General features: G+C 73.7%; 12 protein-coding genes. 7 read left to right on the top strand and 5 right to left on the bottom strand.

Annotated features, from left to right (window positions below):
* The first annotated feature begins 6 nt into the window (after positions 1–6).
* The 3 genes from HDG69_RS06355 to HDG69_RS06345 are packed head-to-tail and all read left to right on the top strand — an operon-like array spanning position 7 to position 2,922.
* Positions 7–909 (top strand): acyl-CoA thioesterase, encoded by a 903-nt coding sequence (locus HDG69_RS06355; protein ID WP_425484013.1) that lies wholly within the window; start codon positions 7–9, stop codon positions 907–909.
* Positions 910–952: 43 nt separating this feature from the next.
* On the top strand, positions 953–1,390 hold the full coding sequence (locus tag HDG69_RS06350; protein ID WP_171782844.1) for a hypothetical protein: 438 nt from the start codon (positions 953–955) through the stop codon (positions 1,388–1,390).
* The gene (locus tag HDG69_RS06345) at positions 1,387–2,922 is read left to right on the top strand and encodes an SDR family oxidoreductase (RefSeq protein ID WP_171782843.1); all 1,536 of its coding nucleotides are present in this window, start codon (positions 1,387–1,389) and stop codon (positions 2,920–2,922) included. Before HDG69_RS06350 ends, HDG69_RS06345 begins: the two co-directional genes overlap by 4 nt.
* 28 nt (positions 2,923–2,950) lie before the next feature.
* Here the strand turns inward: HDG69_RS06345 and HDG69_RS06340 are convergent, their stop codons facing one another.
* Both HDG69_RS06340 and HDG69_RS19330 read right to left on the bottom strand, forming a co-directional pair.
* Entirely contained in the window at positions 2,951–5,623 is a 2,673-nt protein-coding gene (locus tag HDG69_RS06340; RefSeq protein ID WP_171782842.1) for a glycoside hydrolase family 48 protein, read from the bottom strand.
* A 93-nt stretch (positions 5,624–5,716) separates the two neighbouring features.
* Positions 5,717–8,386, bottom strand: a complete 2,670-nt coding sequence (locus HDG69_RS19330) for a substrate-binding domain-containing protein (RefSeq protein WP_171782841.1) — start codon at positions 8,384–8,386, stop codon at positions 5,717–5,719.
* Positions 8,387–8,520: 134 nt separating this feature from the next.
* Between HDG69_RS19330 and HDG69_RS06330 the strand changes: the two genes are divergently transcribed.
* From HDG69_RS06330 to HDG69_RS19320, 4 genes are all read left to right on the top strand, one after another.
* Positions 8,521–9,510, top strand: coding sequence for a substrate-binding domain-containing protein (locus HDG69_RS06330; protein WP_171782840.1), 990 nt, complete (start codon positions 8,521–8,523; stop codon positions 9,508–9,510).
* A gap of 111 nt (positions 9,511–9,621) precedes the next feature.
* On the top strand, positions 9,622–11,931 hold the full coding sequence (locus HDG69_RS19325; protein WP_171782839.1) for a glycoside hydrolase family 6 protein: 2,310 nt from the start codon (positions 9,622–9,624) through the stop codon (positions 11,929–11,931).
* Between the two features lie 69 nt (positions 11,932–12,000).
* Entirely contained in the window at positions 12,001–13,452 is a 1,452-nt protein-coding gene (locus HDG69_RS06320; protein WP_171782838.1) for a glycoside hydrolase family 10 protein, read from the top strand.
* 224 nt (positions 13,453–13,676) lie between these two features.
* Positions 13,677–16,454, top strand: coding sequence for a cellulose binding domain-containing protein (locus HDG69_RS19320; RefSeq protein WP_171782837.1), 2,778 nt, complete (start codon positions 13,677–13,679; stop codon positions 16,452–16,454).
* 108 nt (positions 16,455–16,562) lie between these two features.
* Here the strand turns inward: HDG69_RS19320 and HDG69_RS06310 are convergent, their stop codons facing one another.
* The 3 genes from HDG69_RS06310 to HDG69_RS06300 form a co-directional block, all read right to left on the bottom strand.
* The gene (locus tag HDG69_RS06310; protein ID WP_171782836.1) at positions 16,563–17,060 is read right to left on the bottom strand and encodes an acyl-CoA thioesterase; all 498 of its coding nucleotides are present in this window, start codon (positions 17,058–17,060) and stop codon (positions 16,563–16,565) included.
* A gap of 70 nt (positions 17,061–17,130) precedes the next feature.
* Positions 17,131–18,810 (bottom strand): GTPase, encoded by a 1,680-nt coding sequence (locus HDG69_RS06305; protein WP_171782835.1) that lies wholly within the window; start codon positions 18,808–18,810, stop codon positions 17,131–17,133.
* Positions 18,807–20,810, bottom strand: a complete 2,004-nt coding sequence (locus HDG69_RS06300; protein WP_171782834.1) for a dynamin family protein — start codon at positions 20,808–20,810, stop codon at positions 18,807–18,809. Before HDG69_RS06300 ends, HDG69_RS06305 begins: the two co-directional genes overlap by 4 nt.
* Between the last annotated feature and the right edge of the window lie 58 nt (positions 20,811–20,868).

Below are 20,868 nucleotides of genomic sequence, written 5' to 3'. Positions count from 1 at the left end.
ATGAACGTGAGCGAGACCGACACCTCCGGTGGGCCCCTCGACGAGCTGTTGGCAGCCCTCGACCTGCGTGAGGTCGAGGGCTGGGGACCGCGTGGCGAGGACGACCTCTGGCGCGGCCGGTCCGTCCCGGGGCCGGGCCGACGGGTGTACGGCGGGCAGGTGCTCGCCCAGGCGCTGCTCGCCTGCGGTCGCACGGTGGAGGGCGACCGGCTGCCGCACTCCTTGCACGCCTACTTCCTGCGCGAGGGGTCGCTGGACGCCCCGGTCGACTTCGCCGTCGAACGCCTGCGCGACGGTCGCTCGTTCAGTGCGCGCCGCACCCACGCGATCCAGTCGGGCCGGCCGATCCTGTCGCTGACGGCGTCCTTCCAGGTGGACCAGCCCGGCTACGAGGCGCAGGTACCGATGCCCGACGGCGTCCCGGCGCCCGAGGGGGTCACCTCGGCCTTCGAGGCGCTGCAGGGGTTCGACCACCCGGCGGCGCGCTACTGGTCGGAGGGGTCGGCGTTCGAGCTCGCTCACGTGGGTGGCTCGCTGTACCTCGGTGCAGCGACCGACCCCCGGCCGGAGCAGATGGTCTGGGTCCGCGCCCGGCACACCGTCGACTCCGACGACGCGCTGCTGCACCGCGCACTGCTGGCCTTCGCCTGCGACCAGGTGATGCTGGAGCCCGTCCTGCGTCAGGCCGGCACCTCGTGGCTGGAGGTGGGCGGCAAGGTCCCGATGGCGTCGCTGGACCACGCGATGTGGTTCCACCGGGACGCCCGTGCCGACGAGTGGCTGCTCTACGTCCAGGAGTCCCCGGGTGCTCAGGGCGGCCGCGGTCTGGGCCTGGCCCGCGTGTACGACCGGTCGGGTGCGTTGGTGGCCTCCATCGCCCAGGAGGGCATGGTCCGGCTGCCGGGCTGAGCCCTGCGGTGCGGGACGGCGTCTTCCGGCCCACACTGTCGGGGTGCGACTGCGCCGCTCCTCCCCGTCGGACCGGGGGCACCCACGCCGGCCCGAGGGCGACGGCCGGGTGTTCCTGGACGTCGACGGCATGCCCCTGACCGACCTCGACGAGATCGCGCGGCGCCATGGCCTGGCCGTCCCGCCGGCAGGGCGGGACGTGTGGATCTGCGCCCGCCGCTACGGCAGCGACGGGCTCGCCACTCTCCGCAGGGAGCACGTCCGCGTCCACCGTGACGGGAACGTGCTCCTCCGCTACCCGGCCAGGTCCGGCCAGCAGCGCCAGACCGTCGTCCACGACCAGGAGGTCGCACAGCTCGTGAGCACCCTGGAGCGCCGCCGCGGCGGGACCGATCTGCTGGCCTGGCGCGACGAGAGCCGTCCGCGGCGGTGGCACGACGTGACCAGCGCCGAGCGTGCGGTGCTGGAGCTCCTCGGATGAGGGCCGCGGTCACCGGGGTCACCGGGTACGTCGGCGGGCGGTTGGTGCCCGAGCTCCTCGCGGCGGGCCACGAGGTGCGGGCGGTCTCGCGGGACCCGGCACGGCTCGACGGCAGGTCGTGGGCCTCGCAGGTCGAGCGGGTGGCGGCCGACGTGAGCGACCTGGAGGCGATCCGCGACGCGCTCCGGGGCGCGGACGTGGCCTACTACCTGGTGCACTCGTTGGGCACGGGCCGGACCTTCGAGGCGGTCGACCGCCGCAACGCGCTGACCTTCGCGCGGGCGGCGCGCGAGGCGGGTGTGGGCCGCATCGTCTACCTCGGCGGCCTGTACCCGGACGTCCCGGAGGGCGAGCTGTCCGCTCACCTCGCCTCCCGCAAGGAGGTCGAGGAGATCCTGCTCGCCTCGGGTGTCCCGACGGCGGTGCTGCGGGCCGCGGTGATCCTCGGGTCGGGTTCGGCGTCGTTCGAGATGATGCGTTACCTGACCGAACGGCTGCCGGCGATGACGACGCCCCGCTGGGTCGACAACCGGATCCAACCGATCGCGATCCGGGACGTGCTGCGCTACCTCGTGGGTGCGGCGTCCCTGCCCGCCGAGGTCTCCCGCGGGTTCGACATCGGCGGGCCGGACGTGCTGACCTACCGCGAGATGATGCACCGCTACGCCAGCGCGGCGGGCCTGCGCCGACGGGTCATCGTGGGCGTGCCGGTGCTGACTCCCCGGTTGTCGAGCCACTGGGTGGGGCTGGTCACCCCGGTGCCCTCGGGCATCGCCCGGCCCCTGGTGGACTCCCTGCAGCACGAGGTCGTGTGCCGGGAGGACGACATCCGGGGCTTCGTCCCGGACCCGGACGAGGGTCTGGTGGGTGTCGACCGTGCGATCGAGCTGGCGCTGACCCGGATCCACGACGGCGAGGTGACGACCCGTTGGTCGTCGGCCTCCCTGCCCGGTGCGCCGTCGGACCCCCTGCCCACGGACCCGGACTGGGCGGGCGGATCGTTGTACGTGGACGAGCGTCGCACCGTGGTGGACGCCCCGCGGGACGTGCTGTGGCGGGTGATCGAGGAGATCGGCGGCCAGGGCGGGTGGTACTCGTGGTCGCTGGCGTGGCGTGCGCGCGGTCTCCTGGACCGGCTGGTCGGCGGTCCGGGCCTGCGCCGCGGACGGCGCGACGAGCACCGGCTGAGGGTCGACGACGTGCTCGACTTCTGGCGGGTCGAGGCGATCGAGCCGGGTGAGCGCCTGCTGCTGCGCGCCGAGATGAAGCTGCCGGGTCTGGCGTGGCTGGAGCTGCGGGTGGACGAGGCGGCGGCGGAGGTGACCGACCGCGACGACGACGGTCCCGCCCTGGAGGACGCGGCCGGGCCCGGCCGCACCTACTTCGCCCAGCGTGCCCTGTTCCACCCCCAGGGGCTGGCGGGTCAGGCGTACTGGTGGTCGGTCGCCCCGTTCCACGGCGTCGTCTTCGGCGGGATGCAGCGCAACGTGGCGCAGGAGGCCGAGCGGCAGGCACGCCGCTCGACCTCCTGAGCCCTCCTGTCCGGCGGGGTCTGCCGGCTCAGCTCCCCGGCACCACCCCCGTGCAGGTGAGCTCCTGGGCGGCGGGCGGTGCGCCGTTCCCGATGAAACCGACGGTGGCGGACTGCCCGGCACCGAGGTTCGCGTTCCACGACTCGGGGCTGATCACCCCGGCGGCGAGCGTGCCGCCCCACAGGTTCGACGTCGTCAGGCCGTCCGGTGCGAGCACCTGCCAGCCCTGGACGCCGGCGCTGCCCGCGGTGACGGTGATCGTGCCCTGGTAGCCACCCGACCAGGTGCCGGCCGTCGCGTACTCGGCGGTGCAGGCCCCGGTCGGCGGGTCCGGCTGGCCCTCCCCCGTCGTGACCGTCACCGCGTCGGACGCCTCGGAGACGTTGCCCGCGGCGTCACGGGCCGTGACCCTGTACGTGTACTCGGTCGTCTCGGCGAGCCCGGCGTCCGTGGACGACGTCGTGCTGCCACCGACGCTCGCCACGACGGCACCGTCGCGGACGACGTCGTAGCCGGTGACCCGGACGTTGTCGGTGGACGCCGTCCAGCTCAGCTGCACCGTGGTGCCGTCGACCGTGGCCGTGAGGTCCTGGGGCGTCGTCGGCGCCTCGGTGTCCTCCGGCGGCTCGGGCGTGTCGCCGAACAACCGGTCGTAGTCCGCCAGCGCCGTGGCCACCGCGGTCTGGGCCCAGAACCGGTGGTATGTGAACTCCGGGGCAGGACCGCCGTCGAGGTGGTCCTGCACCTTCGCCCAGTCGGGGTCGTCGAGGTAGAACGACCGGATGTCGACGAACGACACCCCGGGCTCGATGACGTCACCGTTCGGCATGGTGCCGCTCCAGCCCTCGGGCACGTAGATCCCGTCGGAGTCGTCGCCGGCGTAGACGTCGTCGAACCGCGAGTAGTCGCCACGGGTCTCGGTGGTCGCGACACCCAGGGGGTCGCTGTTCTGGGTCCAGATCGCCTCGAGCAGGTCGTGGGCGGTCTGCTGCGCCTCGACGTCCCCCGAGCCGGCCGCGTAGTACATCAGCGTGCGCGCGAGAGCGCCGGCCACGCCGACGTCCTGCCCGTAGCCGCTGACCTCGACGCTGAGCCCGGCGTTGTCACCGGGGTTCGCGGGGTCCCAGTCGTCGGGCTGGCCCGACCAGGCCAGGTTGGACGGGATCTCCCACGAGTCGTCGGTGATGGTGATGTGGTCGATGACCCACGGCACCCAGTCGTCGAGGATGTCCTCGGCGCGCTCGTCGCCCGTCTCGTGGAAGAGCTGCGCGATGCGCTCCACCCCCCAGCCCTGCATGCCCATCCACTCGTTCGAGGGCGGGTCGTGGTAGACCGGCGCCTCGGTGTAGGCCATGCCGTAGAAGGTGGCGACGTCGTCGGGCCGCTCGGCGTAGTGGCCGTCCCAGCTGTTGGTGGACCCACCGGCGATACCGCCCTCGGGCGCCTGCAGCCACTGGAAGAGCTCGACCTGGCGGTCGAGGCTGGCGGCCCAGTCGTCCCCGGCGGTCGACGACGCCGGCGTCAGGGCCGGGTCGTTGGCCAGCGCCCAGGCTGCCATCGGGTTCTGGTAGCCGAAGTGCGCATGGCTCGAGCCGATGCGCCAGGCCCACGGCGACGCGGTGTCCAGGGCACCGCCCCAGGCGTAGTACCAGCTCAGCAGGTAGTGGGCGCTGTCCCGGCCGCTGCCGGCCGGGCACGCGGTGGACTCGCAGCCCGGCGTCTTGAAGTACTTGTCGAACAGCGAGTAGCGCAGGTAGTCGCCCATCTTGGACGCCTTGCCGACGGTCTCGGCCACGGCCTCGGGCTGCCCCTGCTCAGTGGCGAACTTGTTCGCCCAGTAGGCGGCCTCGACGGCGCGGGCGTCGGCGTCGGGGGCGTTGGTGTACTTCCACTGCTGGGCGTAGGACGCGTCACCGGTGAACAGGTCGAGGTACCCGTTCTCGCCACCGAACGAGAAGTCGTCGATCGAGGGCTGCGGGATGGTCTCCCAGACGGACTCCTGCGGGCCGCGCTGGAACGTGTTGATATAGCTCGTGCCCTCGTGGTCCGGCCCCAGGAGCTCGGACGATCCTGGCGCGGCCCCGAAGCCGTAGACGTTGTCCACGTCGGCGAGCCAGTGCATGCCGTAGATCTCCGGCGTGCCGTAGGTCTGCTGCAGCTCGGCGCCGATCGGGTCGGACCCCACGGCGACCGAGCTGTCGAGCTCGGCCGGGTAGTGGCGCGGGTGGGTGGCCTCGGGGGCGTAGGTCGCCGGGCTGCCCGGGTCGTACGCCGCGTTGGTGGGCTGGTTCTCCGTGGTCGGGATCATGTACGCCTCGAGCGTGTCCCAGGCGTGGTTGAACGGCTCCCAGTCGCCGGTGACCTGGCCGTACGAGGTCTCGAGCCACAGCCAGAACGAGTACGCCTCGCTGGTGGTCTCGTGCCCGTGGTCCGGTGCCTCGACCATGAGGGTCTCGACCGCGTGGTACGGGATCCCCTCGGGCGAGAAGTAGCCGTTGGCCGGGTCGTGGACCTTGTCGTACAGCTCCAGGAACCGCTGGGTGTACTCGCCCCCGGTGTCCAGGTCGTCGGCGGCCACGGCGATCGGGGCGGCTGCCGGTGGTGGTGCCGCGCCGGCCGGCACGGCGGCCGCGAGGGCGACCACCGTGGCTGACGCCGCAGCACCCGCCAGGAGGCGGGAGCGGAGGTGTGCGCGATGCATGAGGAACCTCTCTTCGTTGAGCGGACCTCCCGACGATCGAACAGTGGGAGCGATCCCACAACGCGGCGAAACGTTTAGGAGATCGTGCCTCGGTCAGGCGTGGGCGTCGACGGCGACCTGCCACCGGGGCGGAGCTCCCGCACTGAGATCGGCGGCGACCCGGTCGAGCACGTCGGCCGCCACGAGGCGCGCCCCGCCGGGCTCGGCCGTCGTGACGCGCCGCACCTCCCCCTGCGGACCCAGCACCGCCGCGAGCCGTGCCGCCCGGTGCTGGGCAGAGCGTCCGTCCTGCGCGTCCAGCAGCACGGCGACGCCCTCGCGCCCGACGGCGGCGGCGCAGTCGTCCTCGTCGAGCTCCGTGCGCAGCCGGCCGAGCAGCTCAGGGGTGGCCCCTCCGGGGAGCCGGACGGCCAGCACCTGCCAGTCGTAGGCGGGCAGACGACGACGCCGGCGGATGGCGCGGTCGAGGCGGTCGACGAAGAGCCCGAGCGGTACCAGCCCGGTCGCGGCGTCGGCGGTCGCCTGCTCCGGCTCAGACGACGGCGGCGGCCCGGGCGACGGCGACGAGGCGGCCACGACCGCCATGGCTCCGACCAGCCGCACGGGGCGGTCCCCGGCGTCGTGCACCGTCACCGCGCGGCACCGTACGAGGAGGTAGCTGCCGTCCCCCCGGCGGATGCGGTGCTCGACGTCGAGCGGCTCGCGCGACCCCGAGAGCTGCGCGGCCACCGCGGCGTGCACCCGCCGGACGTCCTCCGGGTGCACACGGGAGAACCACTCGTGCGGGTCGTCGGCCAGCGACGCCCGGTCCTCCCCGAGCAGGCGCGCCCAGGCCTGCGAGTACCGCACGGTGCCCGCGTCGACGTCCCAGTCCCAGGTGCCGTCGTCCGAGGCGATGGAGGCCAGGGTGGACCGCTCCTCGCCCGCCGCGGCGTCCTGGGCAAGCGCCCGCTCGCGCGCGGCCTCCGCGGCGAGGCGAGCCCGTTGCGCCTGGAGGTCGGCCAGGGACTCCTCTGCCTCGAGGGCGACGGCGAGCATCGCCGCCCAGTGGTTGTACCGGGCACGCGGGCTCGTCGCGCGGGTGTCGACGAGCCCGCCGACCGCGAGCAGCCCGCGGTCGACCCGTCCGAACGCGACAGGCACCACGACGGTCAGCGACCGGGGGTCGGTCAGCCCCGGCGGCGGGAACTCCCCCGCCGGCAGGAGCCGGCCGACGAGGTGCTCACCCGCGCCGCCACGCGCCCCGGCGATGCGCAGCACCCTCTCGCCCGGGCGCTCCGGATCGTCCTCCCACAGGGCCAGCGCCGCGGTGGTCGTGCGCGCCCTGGGCATCCAGTCGAGCCTGCGCAACGACTCGCCGTCGGAGCGCATCAGCTCGAGGTCCACGAGGTTCTGGTCGACGAGATCCTGCTCGAGCCGCCCGGCCCGGGCCAGGTCCCCGTGGGTGCAGCCCCGGACGACCGCCACCACGACCTGGCCGAGCGCCTCCTCGACTGCGTCGGCAGCCCCGGCGGCGAGCCCGGGGATCGCGGCCGGAGCCGCGGGCTCGCCGGGTGCGGCGGACGACGCGCGCGCCGCGAGCCGCTCGCGCACCCGCACCCCCTCCGCCCGCAGCGCAGGGACGAGCTGCTCGAGCGCCCCCGGTCCGGGGCGCAGCGTGGCCGTGCGGTCGCCCAGCGCGTGCAGTGCCGTCGCGGGCGGCGGCTGGCCGGTCGCGACGCTCGCCTCGACGAGCTGTCGCACGATGGCCAGCCACGCCCCGGTGGCGCCCCGACCGTGCACTCCGTCGGCCCGCGCGAAGACCACGCGCGCCACCGACTCCAGCGGGTCCGGGTCCTGCGGCCCGGCGGTGCCGGCGACCACGACGGTGCTGCGCGTGCCGCGAGCGCAGCCGCACGACTCGCGCCGGACGAGGACGGCGGTGTCGAGACGGTGCACGCCCTCGACCCTCTCCCCGCGGGCCCGGGCCAGCACGAGGGCGGCGGCCCGCTCGCCGACGGCCTCATGGAGGGGGTCCACCGTGCTGAGCCGTGGCCAGGTGCGTGCGCCCACGTCCGTGTTGTCGAAGCCGATCACGGCGTGGCCGTCGGCACCCTCGGGGTCCGCGCCGTGCAGCCCTCGCAGGAACCCGATCGCGTTGCGGTCGGTGGCGGCGACGGTCGCCGTGGTCGTCAGGCCCCGTTCGACAAGCCGTCGGGCGACCGCCTCGGCCGAGGCCTCCTGGTTGTCCCGGGTCCGGTAGACGTGCTCGGTCCGGTGCTCCAGCCCGTGCGCCGCCACCGCGTCACGGAACGCGGAGTACCGTTCGGCGATGTCACGCTGGTCGGTGCTGCCGAGGAACGCGATGCTCCGGTGCCCGTGCTCCACCAGGTGGTCGACCGCCGCGCGCACGCCACCAGCGTTGTCCGGCGCCACCGCCGGCGCGCGCAGACCCTCGAGCGGGACTCCGAGCGTGACCACCGGGAGCCGGGTGGCGTCCAGCCGCCGGAGCTCTTCGTCCGCGAGGGCTGTCGTGACGACCACGAGCCCGTCGTAGACGTCCAGCCCCGGGGCAGCCCTCCGGTAGGGCGGCACCGGGAACTCGTCTCGGTCGACGTCGGCAGGATAGGTCTGCACGGCCACCAGCCGGTGCCCCTCGGCCCGGACGACCCTCGACATCCCTGCCAGGACCCGTCCGAAGTAGTGGCCTCCGACCACCGGGCACAGGACACCGATCGTCAGAGGCCTGCCCGTCCTGCTGCTCCCGCGTGTCCATGCAGACACCTGCACCACCGTCCTCGCCGTCGAGTCCTGCGTGCGCCCCCCGCAGGTGCATCATGCCTCGAAAACCGGCAGAGTGTGGGAGCGTGCCCAGATCGCAAGGTGGCGACGGCCCCCGGACCGGACCTCGACGACGCGTGACCATCACCGACGTCGCCCGCGCCGCCGGGGTCTCGATCGCCGTCGTGTCGTACGCGCTCAACGGCCGACGCGGGGTGTCCGAGACCACCCGGCGCCACGTGCTCAAGGTGGCCCAGGACCTCGACTGGCGACCCAGCGCCGCGGCCCGGTCCATGCGGACGGACGCCGTCACCAGCGTCGGCCTCCAGGCGCTCGACGGTACAAGCTCCACGCACAGCGCATCGGCCGCGCTCGACCTCGCCGCCGGGCTGCGCGGCGTGCTCGACGGCGTCGCGCTCGCGGTCGAGGTCGCCGCCGATCCTCGGTCCGGTGCCGCGGACCTCGAGCGGTCGTGGAGCGAACGGCGGCACACCGCGTTCGTGGTGCCCGACCTTCTGGTCGACGACCCGCGTGTCCGGGTGGCCGCACGGGTCGGCGCGCCGGTGGTCGCGATCACTCCGCCGGTGCCGGGTGCCGGGGGCGCCGAGCGCACCGTCTGGTTCGACGGAGCAGCGGAGGAAGCCGTCGGGCGCTACCTGGTCGACCTGGGCCACCGCGACATCGTGCTGCTCGCGGCGAGCGCCGACGGCGACGTCTCCCGGGCACTGCACTCCGGGCTGCTGACCGCTACGGCCGGTCTCGTGGCGACCGTCACGGTGGTCGAGGCGTCGTCGGCGGCGGCGGGAGCAGCGGCCGCGCGCCTGTTCACCGACGAGCAGCGGCCGACGGCGGTGGTGACCGACGGCGACCTCACGGCGCTGGCCGTCCTGGAGGCTGCCCGGCACCGCGACCTGCGCGTCCCCTGGGACGTCTCGGTGGTCTCCGGGGCCGACGCCGCGACGTGCCGGCTGGTGGACCCGCAGCTCACCGCGGTGGCGCGGCCCTGGCACGACCTCGCCCCTGCCGTCGCAGCAGCGTTGCAGGTCGGGCCCGCCGCCGCACCTCCCACGGCACGTCTCGTGATCCGGGGCACGACCGCTCCCCCGCCGGCGCCCGTCGTCACCTAAACGTTTCGGCGGCGTGCGCGTGGGAGCGCAACCAGGCCACGTTGGGAACACCGGGCACCTCGCCCGGCGCACGAGCGACGAGGCCCGTGCCCCCGATCTCTGGAGGATCCCGTGCGATCTCGATCCTGGCGACCGCGCAGAGCCGCGACGGTCCGCTCCCTCGCACTCGCCACGGCGGCGGCCCTGGCTGTCGTCCCGCTGACGACCACCACGGCCTCGGCCGCGGATCGCGTCGAGAACCCCTTCGTCGGCGCGGACCAGTACGTGAACTCCTTCTGGTCGGCAGCCGTGCACGACGCGGCCGACGTCGCCGGCGGAGAGCTGGCCGACCAGATGCGGGCCGTCGCCGACACACCGACGGCCGTGTGGATGGACCGCACGACAGCCATCGCCGGCAACGAGGACGGCCCCGGCCTGCGCTTCCACCTCGACGCCGCCCTCGAGCAGCAGCAGGGCAGCACACCCCTGGTGTTCAACCTGGTGATCTACAACCTGCCCGGGCGAGACTGCTTCGCGCTCGCCTCCCAGGGCCTGGTCCCGGCGACGCCGGAGGGCATGGAGCACTACAAGACCGAGTACGTCGACGTCATCGCCGACATGCTCGCCGAACCCCAGTACGCCGACCTACGGGTCGTGGCGACCATCGAGCCGGACTCCCTGCCGAACATGGTCACCAACATGAGCCACCAGGAGTGCCAGCAGTCTGCGCCGTACTACCGCGAGGGCGTCGCCTACGCGCTCGACCGGCTGTACGAGGCCGGCAACGTCTACTCCTACATCGACGCCGCCCACGCGGGCTGGCTCGGCTGGCCCGACAACGCCGCGGGCGGCGCGAACGAGTTCCACGACGTCATCACCTCCAGCACCTACGGCTACGACGGTGTCGCCGGGTTCGTGTCCAACACCTCCAACTCCACGCCGCTGTCCGAGCCGTTCCTGACGAACACGGACTTCACTCCGGGCACGTTCGTCCGGCAGTCCGAGTTCTACGAATGGAACCCCAACTTCGGCGAGCACGACTGGACGGCCGAGCTGCGCTCGCGGCTCATCGCCCTCGGCGCACCGGAGCGGATCGGCATGCTGATCGACACGTCCCGCAACGGCTGGGGCGGCCCGGACCGCCCGACGGCCCCGAGCACCTCGACGAACCTGAACACCTTCGTCGACGAGTCGCGCATCGACCGCCGCAACCACCGCGGTGCCTGGTGCAACCCGGACGGCCAGGGCATCGGCGAACGCCCGACGGTGGCCCCGGACGCGAGCCCCGGCTCGAACCTGCACGCCTACGTGTGGGTCAAGCCCCCGGGCGAGTCCGACGGCCACTCCCAGGAGCTCGACAACGACCAGGGCAAGGGCTTCGACCGGATGTGCGACCCGACCTACTCCGAGCAGGATCGCCTGGGCGGCAACTTCACCGGCGCGCTCCCGGGCGCCCCGGTGGCCGGCCAGTGGTTCCAGGCACAGTTCGAGATGCTCGTGGCCAACGCCTACCCGGCGATCGACGCCGACGGCACGGTCGACCCCGACACCGAGGCGCCCACGGCACCCACGGGCGTCGAGGTCACGGCGACCACCGCGACCTCCGTCTCCCTGTCCTGGGACGCGTCGTCCGACGACGTCGGGGTGACCGGCTACACCGTGCTGGTGGACGGCGAGCCTGCCGCCACGGCGACGAGCACGTCCGCCACGGTCACCGGGCTCAGCCCGGACACCAACTACGAGGTCACCGTCACCGCCCGGGACGCCGCGGGCAACGTCTCGGCCGCCTCGGCCGCGCTCACCGTGACGACCGACGAGGCGACCGGTGGCGAGGACACCGAGGCACCGACCGTCCCGACGGGTCTCACGGCGGGGGCCGTCACGCAGTCCTCGGTGGCGCTGAGCTGGTCGGCGTCCAGCGACGACACCGGCGTGGCCGGCTACCGGGTGCACCGTGACGGCGACCTCGTCGCCGACGTGACCGCCACCTCGGTGACCGACACGGGCCTGACCGCCGGGACGACGTACTCGTACACGGTGACGGCCTACGACGCGGCCGGGAACTCCTCTGCTGCCTCGGCGCCGCTGACGGTGACGACCGAGGACGGGGACGTCACACCCGGCGGCGGCTGCGTCGTGGACTACTCGGCGAACTCGTGGGGCAACGGCTTCACCGGGTCCTTCGTGCTCACGAACGACTCCGACACGGCCGTCGACGGCTGGGAGCTGACGTTCACCTTCGCCGACGGCCAGACCGTCGACCAGATCTGGTCGGCCTCGGCCTCGCAGGCCGGACCCGCGGTGACGATCACACCGGCGGCGTGGTCGAGCACCATCGCACCGGGCGGCTCGGTGTCGTTCGGCTTCAACGGGTCGCACTCCGGCATCAACACGGCGCCGGACGACTTCGCGCTCGACGGCGTGACCTGCGACATCGCCTGACCCCTCTCTCCCGCGGCCGGGGCAGATGCCCCGGCCGCGGGTTCCACCGTCCAGACTGCGGAGGCCTTGATGCGACCCCATCCTGAAATCGATTTCCAGCCCCGGAGGACACGCCCACTGCCCGTCCTCGCCACAGCAGCCGCGGCAGCCGCCCTGCTCGCTCCCCTCGCCCTGGGCCCGGCCCACGCGGCGGAACCCGTCTACGAACCCTGGCGCGACGCCGCCTCCGACCACGGCGTGACCATGGGCTTCGCCCTGTCCCCGCAGCACCTGTCGATCGACGGCTACCGCCAGGTCGCCGAGCGCGAGTTCGACCTCGTCGTCGCCGAGAACGCGATGAAGTGGGACGCCACCGAACCCTCACGCGGGGCCTTCAGCTGGGGCCAGGCCGACCAGGTCGCCGCCTTCGCCGAGTCGATCGACGCCGACCTCTACGGGCACACCCTCGTGTGGCACTCCCAGCTGCCCGGCTGGGTGGAGAGCATCTCCGACCCCGTCGAGCTGCGCACCGTCATGCACGACCACATCGATGCCGTCGCCGGGCGCTACGCAGGCCAGGTCGACGCCTGGGACGTGGTCAACGAGCTGTGGGAGGGCGACGGGAGCCGTCGCCAGAGCGTCTTCCAGCGGGTGCTCGGCGACGGGTACGTCGCCGAGGCCCTGACCCGGGCACGGCAAGCGGCACCGGACGCCGACCTGTGCCTCAACGACTACAGCACCGACGCGATCAACGCGAAGTCGACGGCGATGTACGAGCTGGTCGCCGACCTGATCGACGACGGCGTCCCGATCGACTGCGTCGGGTTCCAGTCGCACCTGATCGTCGGACAGGTGCCGAGCTCCTTCCAGCAGAACCTGCAGCGGTTCGCCGACCTCGGGGTCGACGTGCGCATCACCGAGCTGGACATCCGCATGAACGTCCCGGCGTCGGCGGCGGACCTGCAGCGCCAGGCCGCGGACTACCGCGCGGTGGTGGAGGCCTGCCTCGCGGTCGACCGCTGCACAGGGGTGACCGTCTGGGGCATCGACGACGGGCACTCGTGGGTGCCCGACGTCTTCAGCGGCCAGGGCGCCGCCCTGCCGTGGGATGCGCAGTACCAGCCCAAGCCTGCCTACTCCGCCGTCGCCGAGGCTCTCGGAGCAGAGCTCGACGGCGGTTCCGGGCCGGACCCGACGCCCACCCCGACCCCGACCGGCGGGCCGGACGAGGGCACGTGCTCCGTGGCGTGGTCGGTGGCCGCGTGGGACAGCGGCTACACCGGGACGGTGTCGGTGACCAACACCGGCCCCGACCCCTGGTCGTCGTGGCAGCTCGTGGCCGCGCTACCCGCCGGTCAGCAGCTCCAGCAGGGCTGGTCGGCCCAGTGGTCGCAGTCCGGCGGCACCCTCACGGCCTCCAACGCGGCGTGGAACGCCTCGGTACCCCCGGGGGCCTCGGTCCAGGTGGGCTACAACGCGACGCACGCGGGTGACACGACGGTGCCGACCGACGTCGCCGTGAACGGGTCGGCCTGCACCTGACCACCAACCGTTGTGGGCGGGAAATCTGTGGCCGAAATATGCGCATAGCGCACTCTTCGGACCAGATTTCTCGCCCACAACCACGGCATGCCTAAAGGTTTCAGGCACGCGGGAGCCCTGCCGACGTCGAAGCGCTTCGACTACGTTCGGACCGACACGTCGTGGTGTCACCGGACCGACCACCGTGGGCCGGTCCGTCCGTCCGCACGAAGGAGTGAGATCGGATGAGACTTCGACCAGCGGTCGCCGCCCTGGCGACGACCGGGCTCGTGGCGGCCGGCGTGGGTGCCGCCGTCGCGCAGACCACCACGCCACCCGCGGCAGCGGCCTCCTCGGGCCCCGCCGCCGAGGACTACACCTGGGGCAACGTCGAGATGGTCGGCGGCGGCTTCATCCCCGGCATCGTCTACAACGACACCGAGCCCGGCCTCGTCTACGTCCGCACCGACGTCGGCGGCGCCTACCGCCTCGACGACGCGACCGGACGGTGGCAGCCCCTGCTCGACCACGTCCGCTGGGACGACTGGGGCCACTCCGGTGTGCTGTCCCTGGCCACCGACCCCGTCGACCCGGACAACGTCTACGTGATGGCCGGGTCGTACACGAACTCCTGGGACCCGAACGACGGCGCGATCCTGCGCTCGTCGGACCGCGGCGAGACCTGGGCCAAGGCCGACCTGCCGTTCAAGGTCGGCGGGAACATGCCCGGGCGCGGCATGGGCGAACGCCTCATGGTCGACCCGAACGACAACTCGGTGCTCTACCTCGGCACCGAGGGTGGCCACGGCCTGTGGCGCTCCACCGACGCCGGTGCCACCTGGGCCGAGGTCACCAGCTTCCCGAACCCGGGCAGCTACGTGGCCGACCCGGACGACCCCGGCGACTACCTGACCACCAACCAGGGCGTGGTGTGGACCGTCTTCGACACGTCCTCCGGCACCGCAGGCGAGCCCACCCCGGTGATCTACGTCGGGGTGGCCGACGCCGAGAACAACGTCTACCGCTCCACCGACGCCGGTGCGACGTGGGAACGCGTCCCGGGGCAGCCCACCGGCTTCATACCGCACAAGGCCGAGATCGACCCCGGCTCCGGGCAGCTCTACGTCGCCACCTCGGACACCGGCGGGCCGTACGACGGCGAGCTCGGCGAGGTGTGGCGCCTCGACACCGCCACCGACACCTGGACCGACATCTCCCCCGTCCCGTCGGACAGCACGGACGCCTACTTCGGCTACTCCGGCCTGACGATCGACCGGCAGGACCCGGACACGATCATGGTCGTCTCGCAGATGTCGTGGTGGCCGGACAACCAGGTCTTCCGCTCCACCGACCGTGGCGAGACGTGGACGCAGATCTGGGACTGGGCCGGCTACCCCGAGCGCGACAAGCGCTACACCCTGGACATCTCCGGTGCGCCCTGGCTGGACTTCGGCAGCTCCGGCACGGCACCCGAGGACTCCCCCAAGCTCGGCTGGATGATGGAGTCGTTCGAGATCGATCCCTTCGACTCCGACCGCTTCCTCTACGGCACCGGCGCCACCGTGTACGGCGGCGACAACCTCACCGACTGGGACGACGGCGGCGTGGTCGACATCTCCGTCAAGGCCCAGGGCATCGAGGAGACGGCGATCCAGGACCTCGTCGCCCCGCCCGGTGACGTCGAGCTGGTCTCCGGGATGTACGACATCGGCGGGTTCGTGCACCACGACATCACCCAGGTACCGGACGCCTACGGCTACACCCAGCCGTACCAGAGCGGGGTGCTCAGCCTCGACGTCGCCTGGCAGTCCCCGGACACGATGGTCCGGGTCGGCACCGGTGGCGACCAGCTCCTGGGGGTGACCACCTCGGGCGGCGACTCGTGGTGGGCCGGACAGGAACCCGCCGGGGCGACCGGGCCGGGCAACGTCGCGCTGGCCGCCGACGGCTCCGCGATCGTCTGGAGCCCCGACGGCACCGGCGTGCACGTCTCCACCACCCTCGGTTCCTCCTGGACGGCCTCGAGCGGGGTGCCCGACGGCGCCACCGTGCGCGCCGACCGCGAGGACCCGTCGGTGTTCTACGCGCTGGCGGACGGCACCTTCTACACCTCGCACGACGGCGGCGCATCCTTCAGCGCCTCCGCGGCGAGCGGTCTGCCCGACGCCGGTCGGCACCACGTCGAGGCCGTCCCCGGTCACGCCGGGCACGTGTGGGTCGCGGGCGGCGAGACCGACGGCGTCTACGGCATGTGGCGCTCCACCGACTTCGGCGACACGTTCGAGGCCGTCGCCGGCGTCGACGAGGGCGACACCGTCGGGTTCGGCCGGGCGGCCGAGGGCCACGACCACCCGGCCGTGTACACCTCGAGCAAGATCGACGGGGTGCGCGGCATCTTCCGGTCCGACGACGCCGGGGCCACCTGGGTGCGGATCAACGACGACGCCCACCAGTGGGCCTGGACCGGTGGGGCCATCACCGGCGACCCGGACGTCTTCGGACGGGTCTACGTCGGGACCAACGGGCGAGGCATCGTGGTCGGTGAGTTCGGCGGGGAGCAGCCGGACCCGACGCCCACACCCACGGACGAGCCCACCGACGACCCGACGGACGACCCGACGGACGACCCGACGCCCGACCCGACGGACGACCCGACGCCCGACCCGACGGACGACCCGACGCCCGACCCGACCGCCACCCCTGGCGAGTCCTCGTGCGCGGTGACCTACGCCGTCGCCGGGCGCTGGCCCGGCGGGTTCCAGGGCGAGGTGACGCTCACCAACACCGGTGACGCCACGCTCTCGCCCTGGGACCTGGTGTGGCAGTTCGACGGGTCGGAGACGATCTCGCAGGCCTGGGGCGGCGACGTCACGCAGGTCGGTGCCACCGTGACGGTCACCGCTCCGACGTGGCGCAGCGCGCTGGCGCCGGGCGAGTCCGTGACCGTCGGCTTCATCGGCGCCGGAGAGACGACGGGCGCGTCCGGGATGACCGCGGGTGGTGAGGCCTGCACCGCCGGCTGACCCACCCCGAGGTTGTGGGCGCGATCTCTGGCCCGATTCGTCCGGCTCTGCCGGACCTCGCGGCCCAGAGATCGCGCCCACAACGCTCGGTCGGACGAGCGTCGAGCGTCAGCGACGACGCCGGAAGGCGATCGGCTCGCCGGCGAACTCCGTGAACACCTCGCGCTCGCGCGCGGACAGGCGACGCGGGCGGTTCGCGGCGGCGTCGAGCACCACGATCGTCGTCACCGCTCGGGTGTACGGGTCCAGCCCGGAGGCCGGGCCCGTCCGCGCGAAGCCGCCCGGCGCGCCGTCGTGCACCTCGTAGCAGACCTCGAGCGACGCACCGCCGATCGCGCCGATCCACATCTCGACCCGTACCGGGTCGCGCGAGAAACCCAGCGGGCGCAGGTACTCGATCTGCTGGCCGGCGACCAGGGTGTGCGACGTGGCGTGCGGGCCGGTGTCGAGGATCGCCGTCGGCCACGGGTCCTCCGCCTCCGGATGGCGCCAGAACGCGGTGATGCGAGCGTCCTCCAGCAGGCGGAACATCGCGACGTTGTTGACGTGCTGGTAGGCGTCGAGATCCGACCAGCGCAGCGAGACCGGGACGTGCAGTCGAGTCATGACCGCATCGTCGCACGGCGACCGGTCACGACCGCCAGCGCACCCCAGCACCCCCACCCCGGCCGTCGGATCACGTCGCCGCGACGGTCGCCGCCTCCCGGCAGGTCGCCAGCGCCGCCATCTCCCCGGCCACCGGCTCGTGGACCTGCTCGTGCGCCACCGCCTCGACCGACGCGCGCAGACGGCGACGGACCCGCGCCGCCCGCCGTCGTGCACCCAGTGCCGCGAGCGGGCGGGCGACGAGCGCGAGGAGCAGGCCGCCGAGCAGGCCCCCGATCGCGAGGAGGGTCGCCCACGGCACGTCGAGGGCACCTCCTCCCCACCGGGTGAGGTCGACGGTCAGCACCGGCATGAGCAGCTCGGGGAGCTGGAAGTACCGCACCACGGCCGCGACACCGAGCCACACCAGTCCCACGACGGCCGCGGCGAGCAGGAGCCACTGCAACGCGCCGACGGCGCGCCACCACAGGGGGCGCCGCTCCTGCTCCAGCCGCGTCGAGGCGACCGCCTGGTCCAACGTGTCGGGCAGCCGGTCCACGGCCTCCGTGCCGCGCTCGCGCGCCGCCAGCACCCAGGCGTCCGGAGCGCCCTCGGTGACCCGGTCGACGTAGGTGCGCACCGCCGTCGCGGCGGCGGCGCGGACGGCAGGTCTCGCCTCCGGCGACGACGTGCGCACCAGGTCCGGCCTGTCGACCGGCACGCGCACCTGGTCGCCGCGCAGACCCAGGCGCCGCAGGGGGTCCTTGCGGGCGCGCGTGACCCAGCGGGTCACCGGCCATCCGGTCGCCAGGTGGGCGTCCCGACGGGCTGCTCGCCGCACCGCGTCCACCACGGTCGTGACGCCCGCCGCGTCCTCCAACGCGCCGACCAGCGGCGTCAGCGCCCGGTCTGCGGCTCGCGCCGGTGGTGCCTGGCCGCACTCGGCCACCACCGCGCGGGCCGCAGCGCGGGTGTCCCCCACCAGCCGCGCGGTCGCCGCCTCCCGCCGTCGGGCCGCGTCCGCGAGCAACCCGCGCAGCCGGTCCACGCCCTGACCGGTCCGCGCCGAGACCGCCAGCACGCGCGCCCCGTCGAGCCCGTCGGCGGCCACGAGCCGACGCAGGTCCGCCAGGATCGTGTCCGTGGCGTCGGACGAGAGCCGGTCGACCTGGTTGAGCGCCACGACGACGACGTCGGAACGGCCGGCGAGCGGGCGCAGGTACCGCTCGTGCAACGCCGCGTCGGCGTACTTCTGCGGGTCGACCACCCACACGAGCAGGTCCGCGCGCTCCACGAGCCGCTCGGCGCGCACCCGGTGCTCGACCACCACGGAGTCGTGGTCCGGCAGGTCGAGGAGCACCAGACCGGTCGAGATGCCGGCCGGCGGACGGGCACGCCGCAGGAGACCGGCCGGGCGCCCCGGGTCCTCGGCCTCCGGTTCCATCTCGTGGCGACGCGGCACCTCCAGCCAGTCCAGCAGGTCGTCGGCGCCGTCACCCCACACCGCGGCCAGCGCGTGCGAGGTGGTGGGCCGCTGCAGCCCGGGCTCGGCCAGCTCGGCCCCGGCGACCACGTTGAGCACGCTGGACTTGCCCGACCCGGTCGCACCGGCGAGCGCCACGACCGTGTGCTCGGCGCTGAGACCGCCCCGCTCGCGGGCGCGCTCGACGACGGCCCGCGCCTCGTCCACGACCTCCGGGGCCAACCGGCCCGCGCCCGCTGCGACGGCCTGGTCAAGGGCGCTGGTCCTCGTGGCCAGGTCCGGCGTCATGGCTGGTCCTTCCGTCTCCATCGCCGCCAGAACGGCCGGCGTCCCCCGCGCGTGGCGTCGCCGCCGTCGGCCGCTTCCTCGGCGCGCGCCGCGCCGGCACGTCCCGCCATCCCCGGCACCACCGGCACGCCGTCCGGCCCCGTGGCCGGACGGAAGGTCCCGGCTCCGCGCAGCAGCCCGCCGCTCCACGGCCGGGTGAGACCGTCGTCGACCCGCGACCGTGTCCCGCGCTCGCGGCGGGCGGCCTCGGCGACGGCCCGCGCGGCGTCGCGGAGCCGGTCCCCCGGCACGTCGTCCGTGCCCAGGGCGTCGAGCTGGGCGGTGTAGCGCGCGGCCTGACCACGCAGCACGGTGTCGATCCGGGCGACGAGGCGCTCCTTCGCCTGTGCCGCGAGGCGGCGTACCGCGTCGTCTCCGAACACGGCCTCGAGCAGCTTCTGCGCCACCACCGCCGTGCCCCCCGCGATGCCGATCTCCAGGCCAGTGAGGCCCGCCGTCGAGGCGAAGACCACCACCATCAGGCTCACCCCGAGCGCGTTGATCCCGAACGACAGCGCCCGGGCGGTCCCTCGACGGCTCTGCCCCTGCTCCCGGACCAGCTCGAGCACGTCACCCTGCCAGGCGCGGATGGTCGCGGAGACCTCGGCGCGCAGGCCGGGCGCGGTGCGGCTCAGCTCCAGACCGTCCAGCAGCGCGGCCCCCGCAGCGTCGGAGCGCCAGGCGGCGTAGGTGCGCTCGGCGGCCTGCTCGGCCGCGTCGAGGATGACCGACTCCAGGCCGTGAGCGATCGCCTGCTCCACCTGTGGCGCCTCCTTCGGACGACCACGGACGACCCGTCCGACGGCGTCGCGCACCTTCCCCGCCCGGACCTCCAGCGCCCGGAAGAACTCGCCGGTGCCGATGAAGTCCTGCCAGCGCGCGAGGACCTCGCCACGCAGCAGCGCTCCGTCCGACGTGGCCTCCTGCGCCTGGCGCGACGCCTCGGCGTGGTGACGCTCGACAGCGTCGCGCAACCTCGCGTCGGTCGCGTGCTGGGTGTCGGACTCCTGGGCGAGCTCGGTGGCGCGCCGCACGAGATCGTCGACGACGCCGTCGCGCGTCGAGGCGATCACCCGGGCGCGGGCCTCGGGGTCGCCACCGAGGCCGGACAGCCAGGTCGCGAGCTCGCCGATCGACTGCTCCGGGAGCAGACCGTCGGTCCACGCCTCCGCGCCGGCCGTGCCCGACTCGGGCACCACGAACATCGCCGCCTCACCGAGGCCGTGCTCGACCATGAGCCGGCGCAGGTCCGCGGCGACCTCCTCCGCCCCGGGGTCCACACGGTCGAGGACCAGGGCGACCTGCGCGCGCCGCGCGGCGGCCGTCACGAGCAGCTCCCAGGGCACGGCGTCGGCGTACCGGGCGGCCGTGGTGACGAACACCCACAGGTCGGCCGCACCGAGCAGCTGCGCCGCGAGGTCCCGGTTGGCCTGCTCGAGCGAGTCGACGTCGGGGGCGTCCAGGAGCGCCATCCCCTGCGGCAGGTTGGCGCTGGCCACCAGTCGCAGCGCCCGCCCGACCGACCGGTCCTCGCGGGGCCGGTCGGTGTGCTGCGAGGTCCGCGGCAGGCCCGGCAGCACACGGTCCCCGGTGAACCACCGCGCGTCGAGCGGGTGATGAACGAGGACCGGCGCGCGCGTCGTGGGCCTGAGCACGCCGGGGGCCGTCACCTGCTCGCCGAGCAGGGAGTTGACGAGCGTGGACTTGCCGGCACCGGTGGAACCTCCGACCACGACGAGCAGCGGCGCACGCTCGGCGCGCAGACGCGGCAGCAGGTAGTCGTCGAGCTGATCGGTGGCGCGGGCCAGGTCCGAGCGGGCGGCGTGCACGCCCGGCGTCTCCAGGGGGAGGCGCAGGGCGCCGAGCCGCGCACGGAGGGTGTCCAGGGCATCGAGCAGGTCCGCCGTGGTGCTGTCAGGAGTCAGCGCTGAGTTCGCCGAGACGGGACCGCTGTCGCTCATGGACCCAGTCTGCACACAACGGACGTTCCGCACCGGGACCACCGCGCCGTCGTGGTCC

The organism is Isoptericola halotolerans (genome assembly GCF_013149785.1).
GTDB classification, from domain to species: Bacteria; Actinomycetota; Actinomycetes; order Actinomycetales; family Cellulomonadaceae; genus Isoptericola; species Isoptericola halotolerans.
The sequence above is the reverse complement of the archived record's forward strand: the minus strand, read 5'-3'. Positions and strand labels throughout refer to the sequence as shown.

Coding starts and splice junctions, on each gene's coding strand:
- HDG69_RS06345 (WP_171782843.1), top strand. CDS start 1,387: ATGAGGGCCGCGGTCACCGGGGTCACCGGGTACGTCGGCGGGCGGTTG.
- HDG69_RS06340 (WP_171782842.1), bottom strand. CDS start 5,623: ATGCATCGCGCACACCTCCGCTCCCGCCTCCTGGCGGGTGCTGCGGCG.
- HDG69_RS06320 (WP_171782838.1), top strand. CDS start 12,001: ATGCGACCCCATCCTGAAATCGATTTCCAGCCCCGGAGGACACGCCCA.
- HDG69_RS19320 (WP_171782837.1), top strand. CDS start 13,677: ATGAGACTTCGACCAGCGGTCGCCGCCCTGGCGACGACCGGGCTCGTG.
- HDG69_RS06310 (WP_171782836.1), bottom strand. CDS start 17,060: ATGACTCGACTGCACGTCCCGGTCTCGCTGCGCTGGTCGGATCTCGAC.
- HDG69_RS06305 (WP_171782835.1), bottom strand. CDS start 18,810: ATGACGCCGGACCTGGCCACGAGGACCAGCGCCCTTGACCAGGCCGTC.
- HDG69_RS06300 (WP_171782834.1), bottom strand. CDS start 20,810: ATGAGCGACAGCGGTCCCGTCTCGGCGAACTCAGCGCTGACTCCTGAC.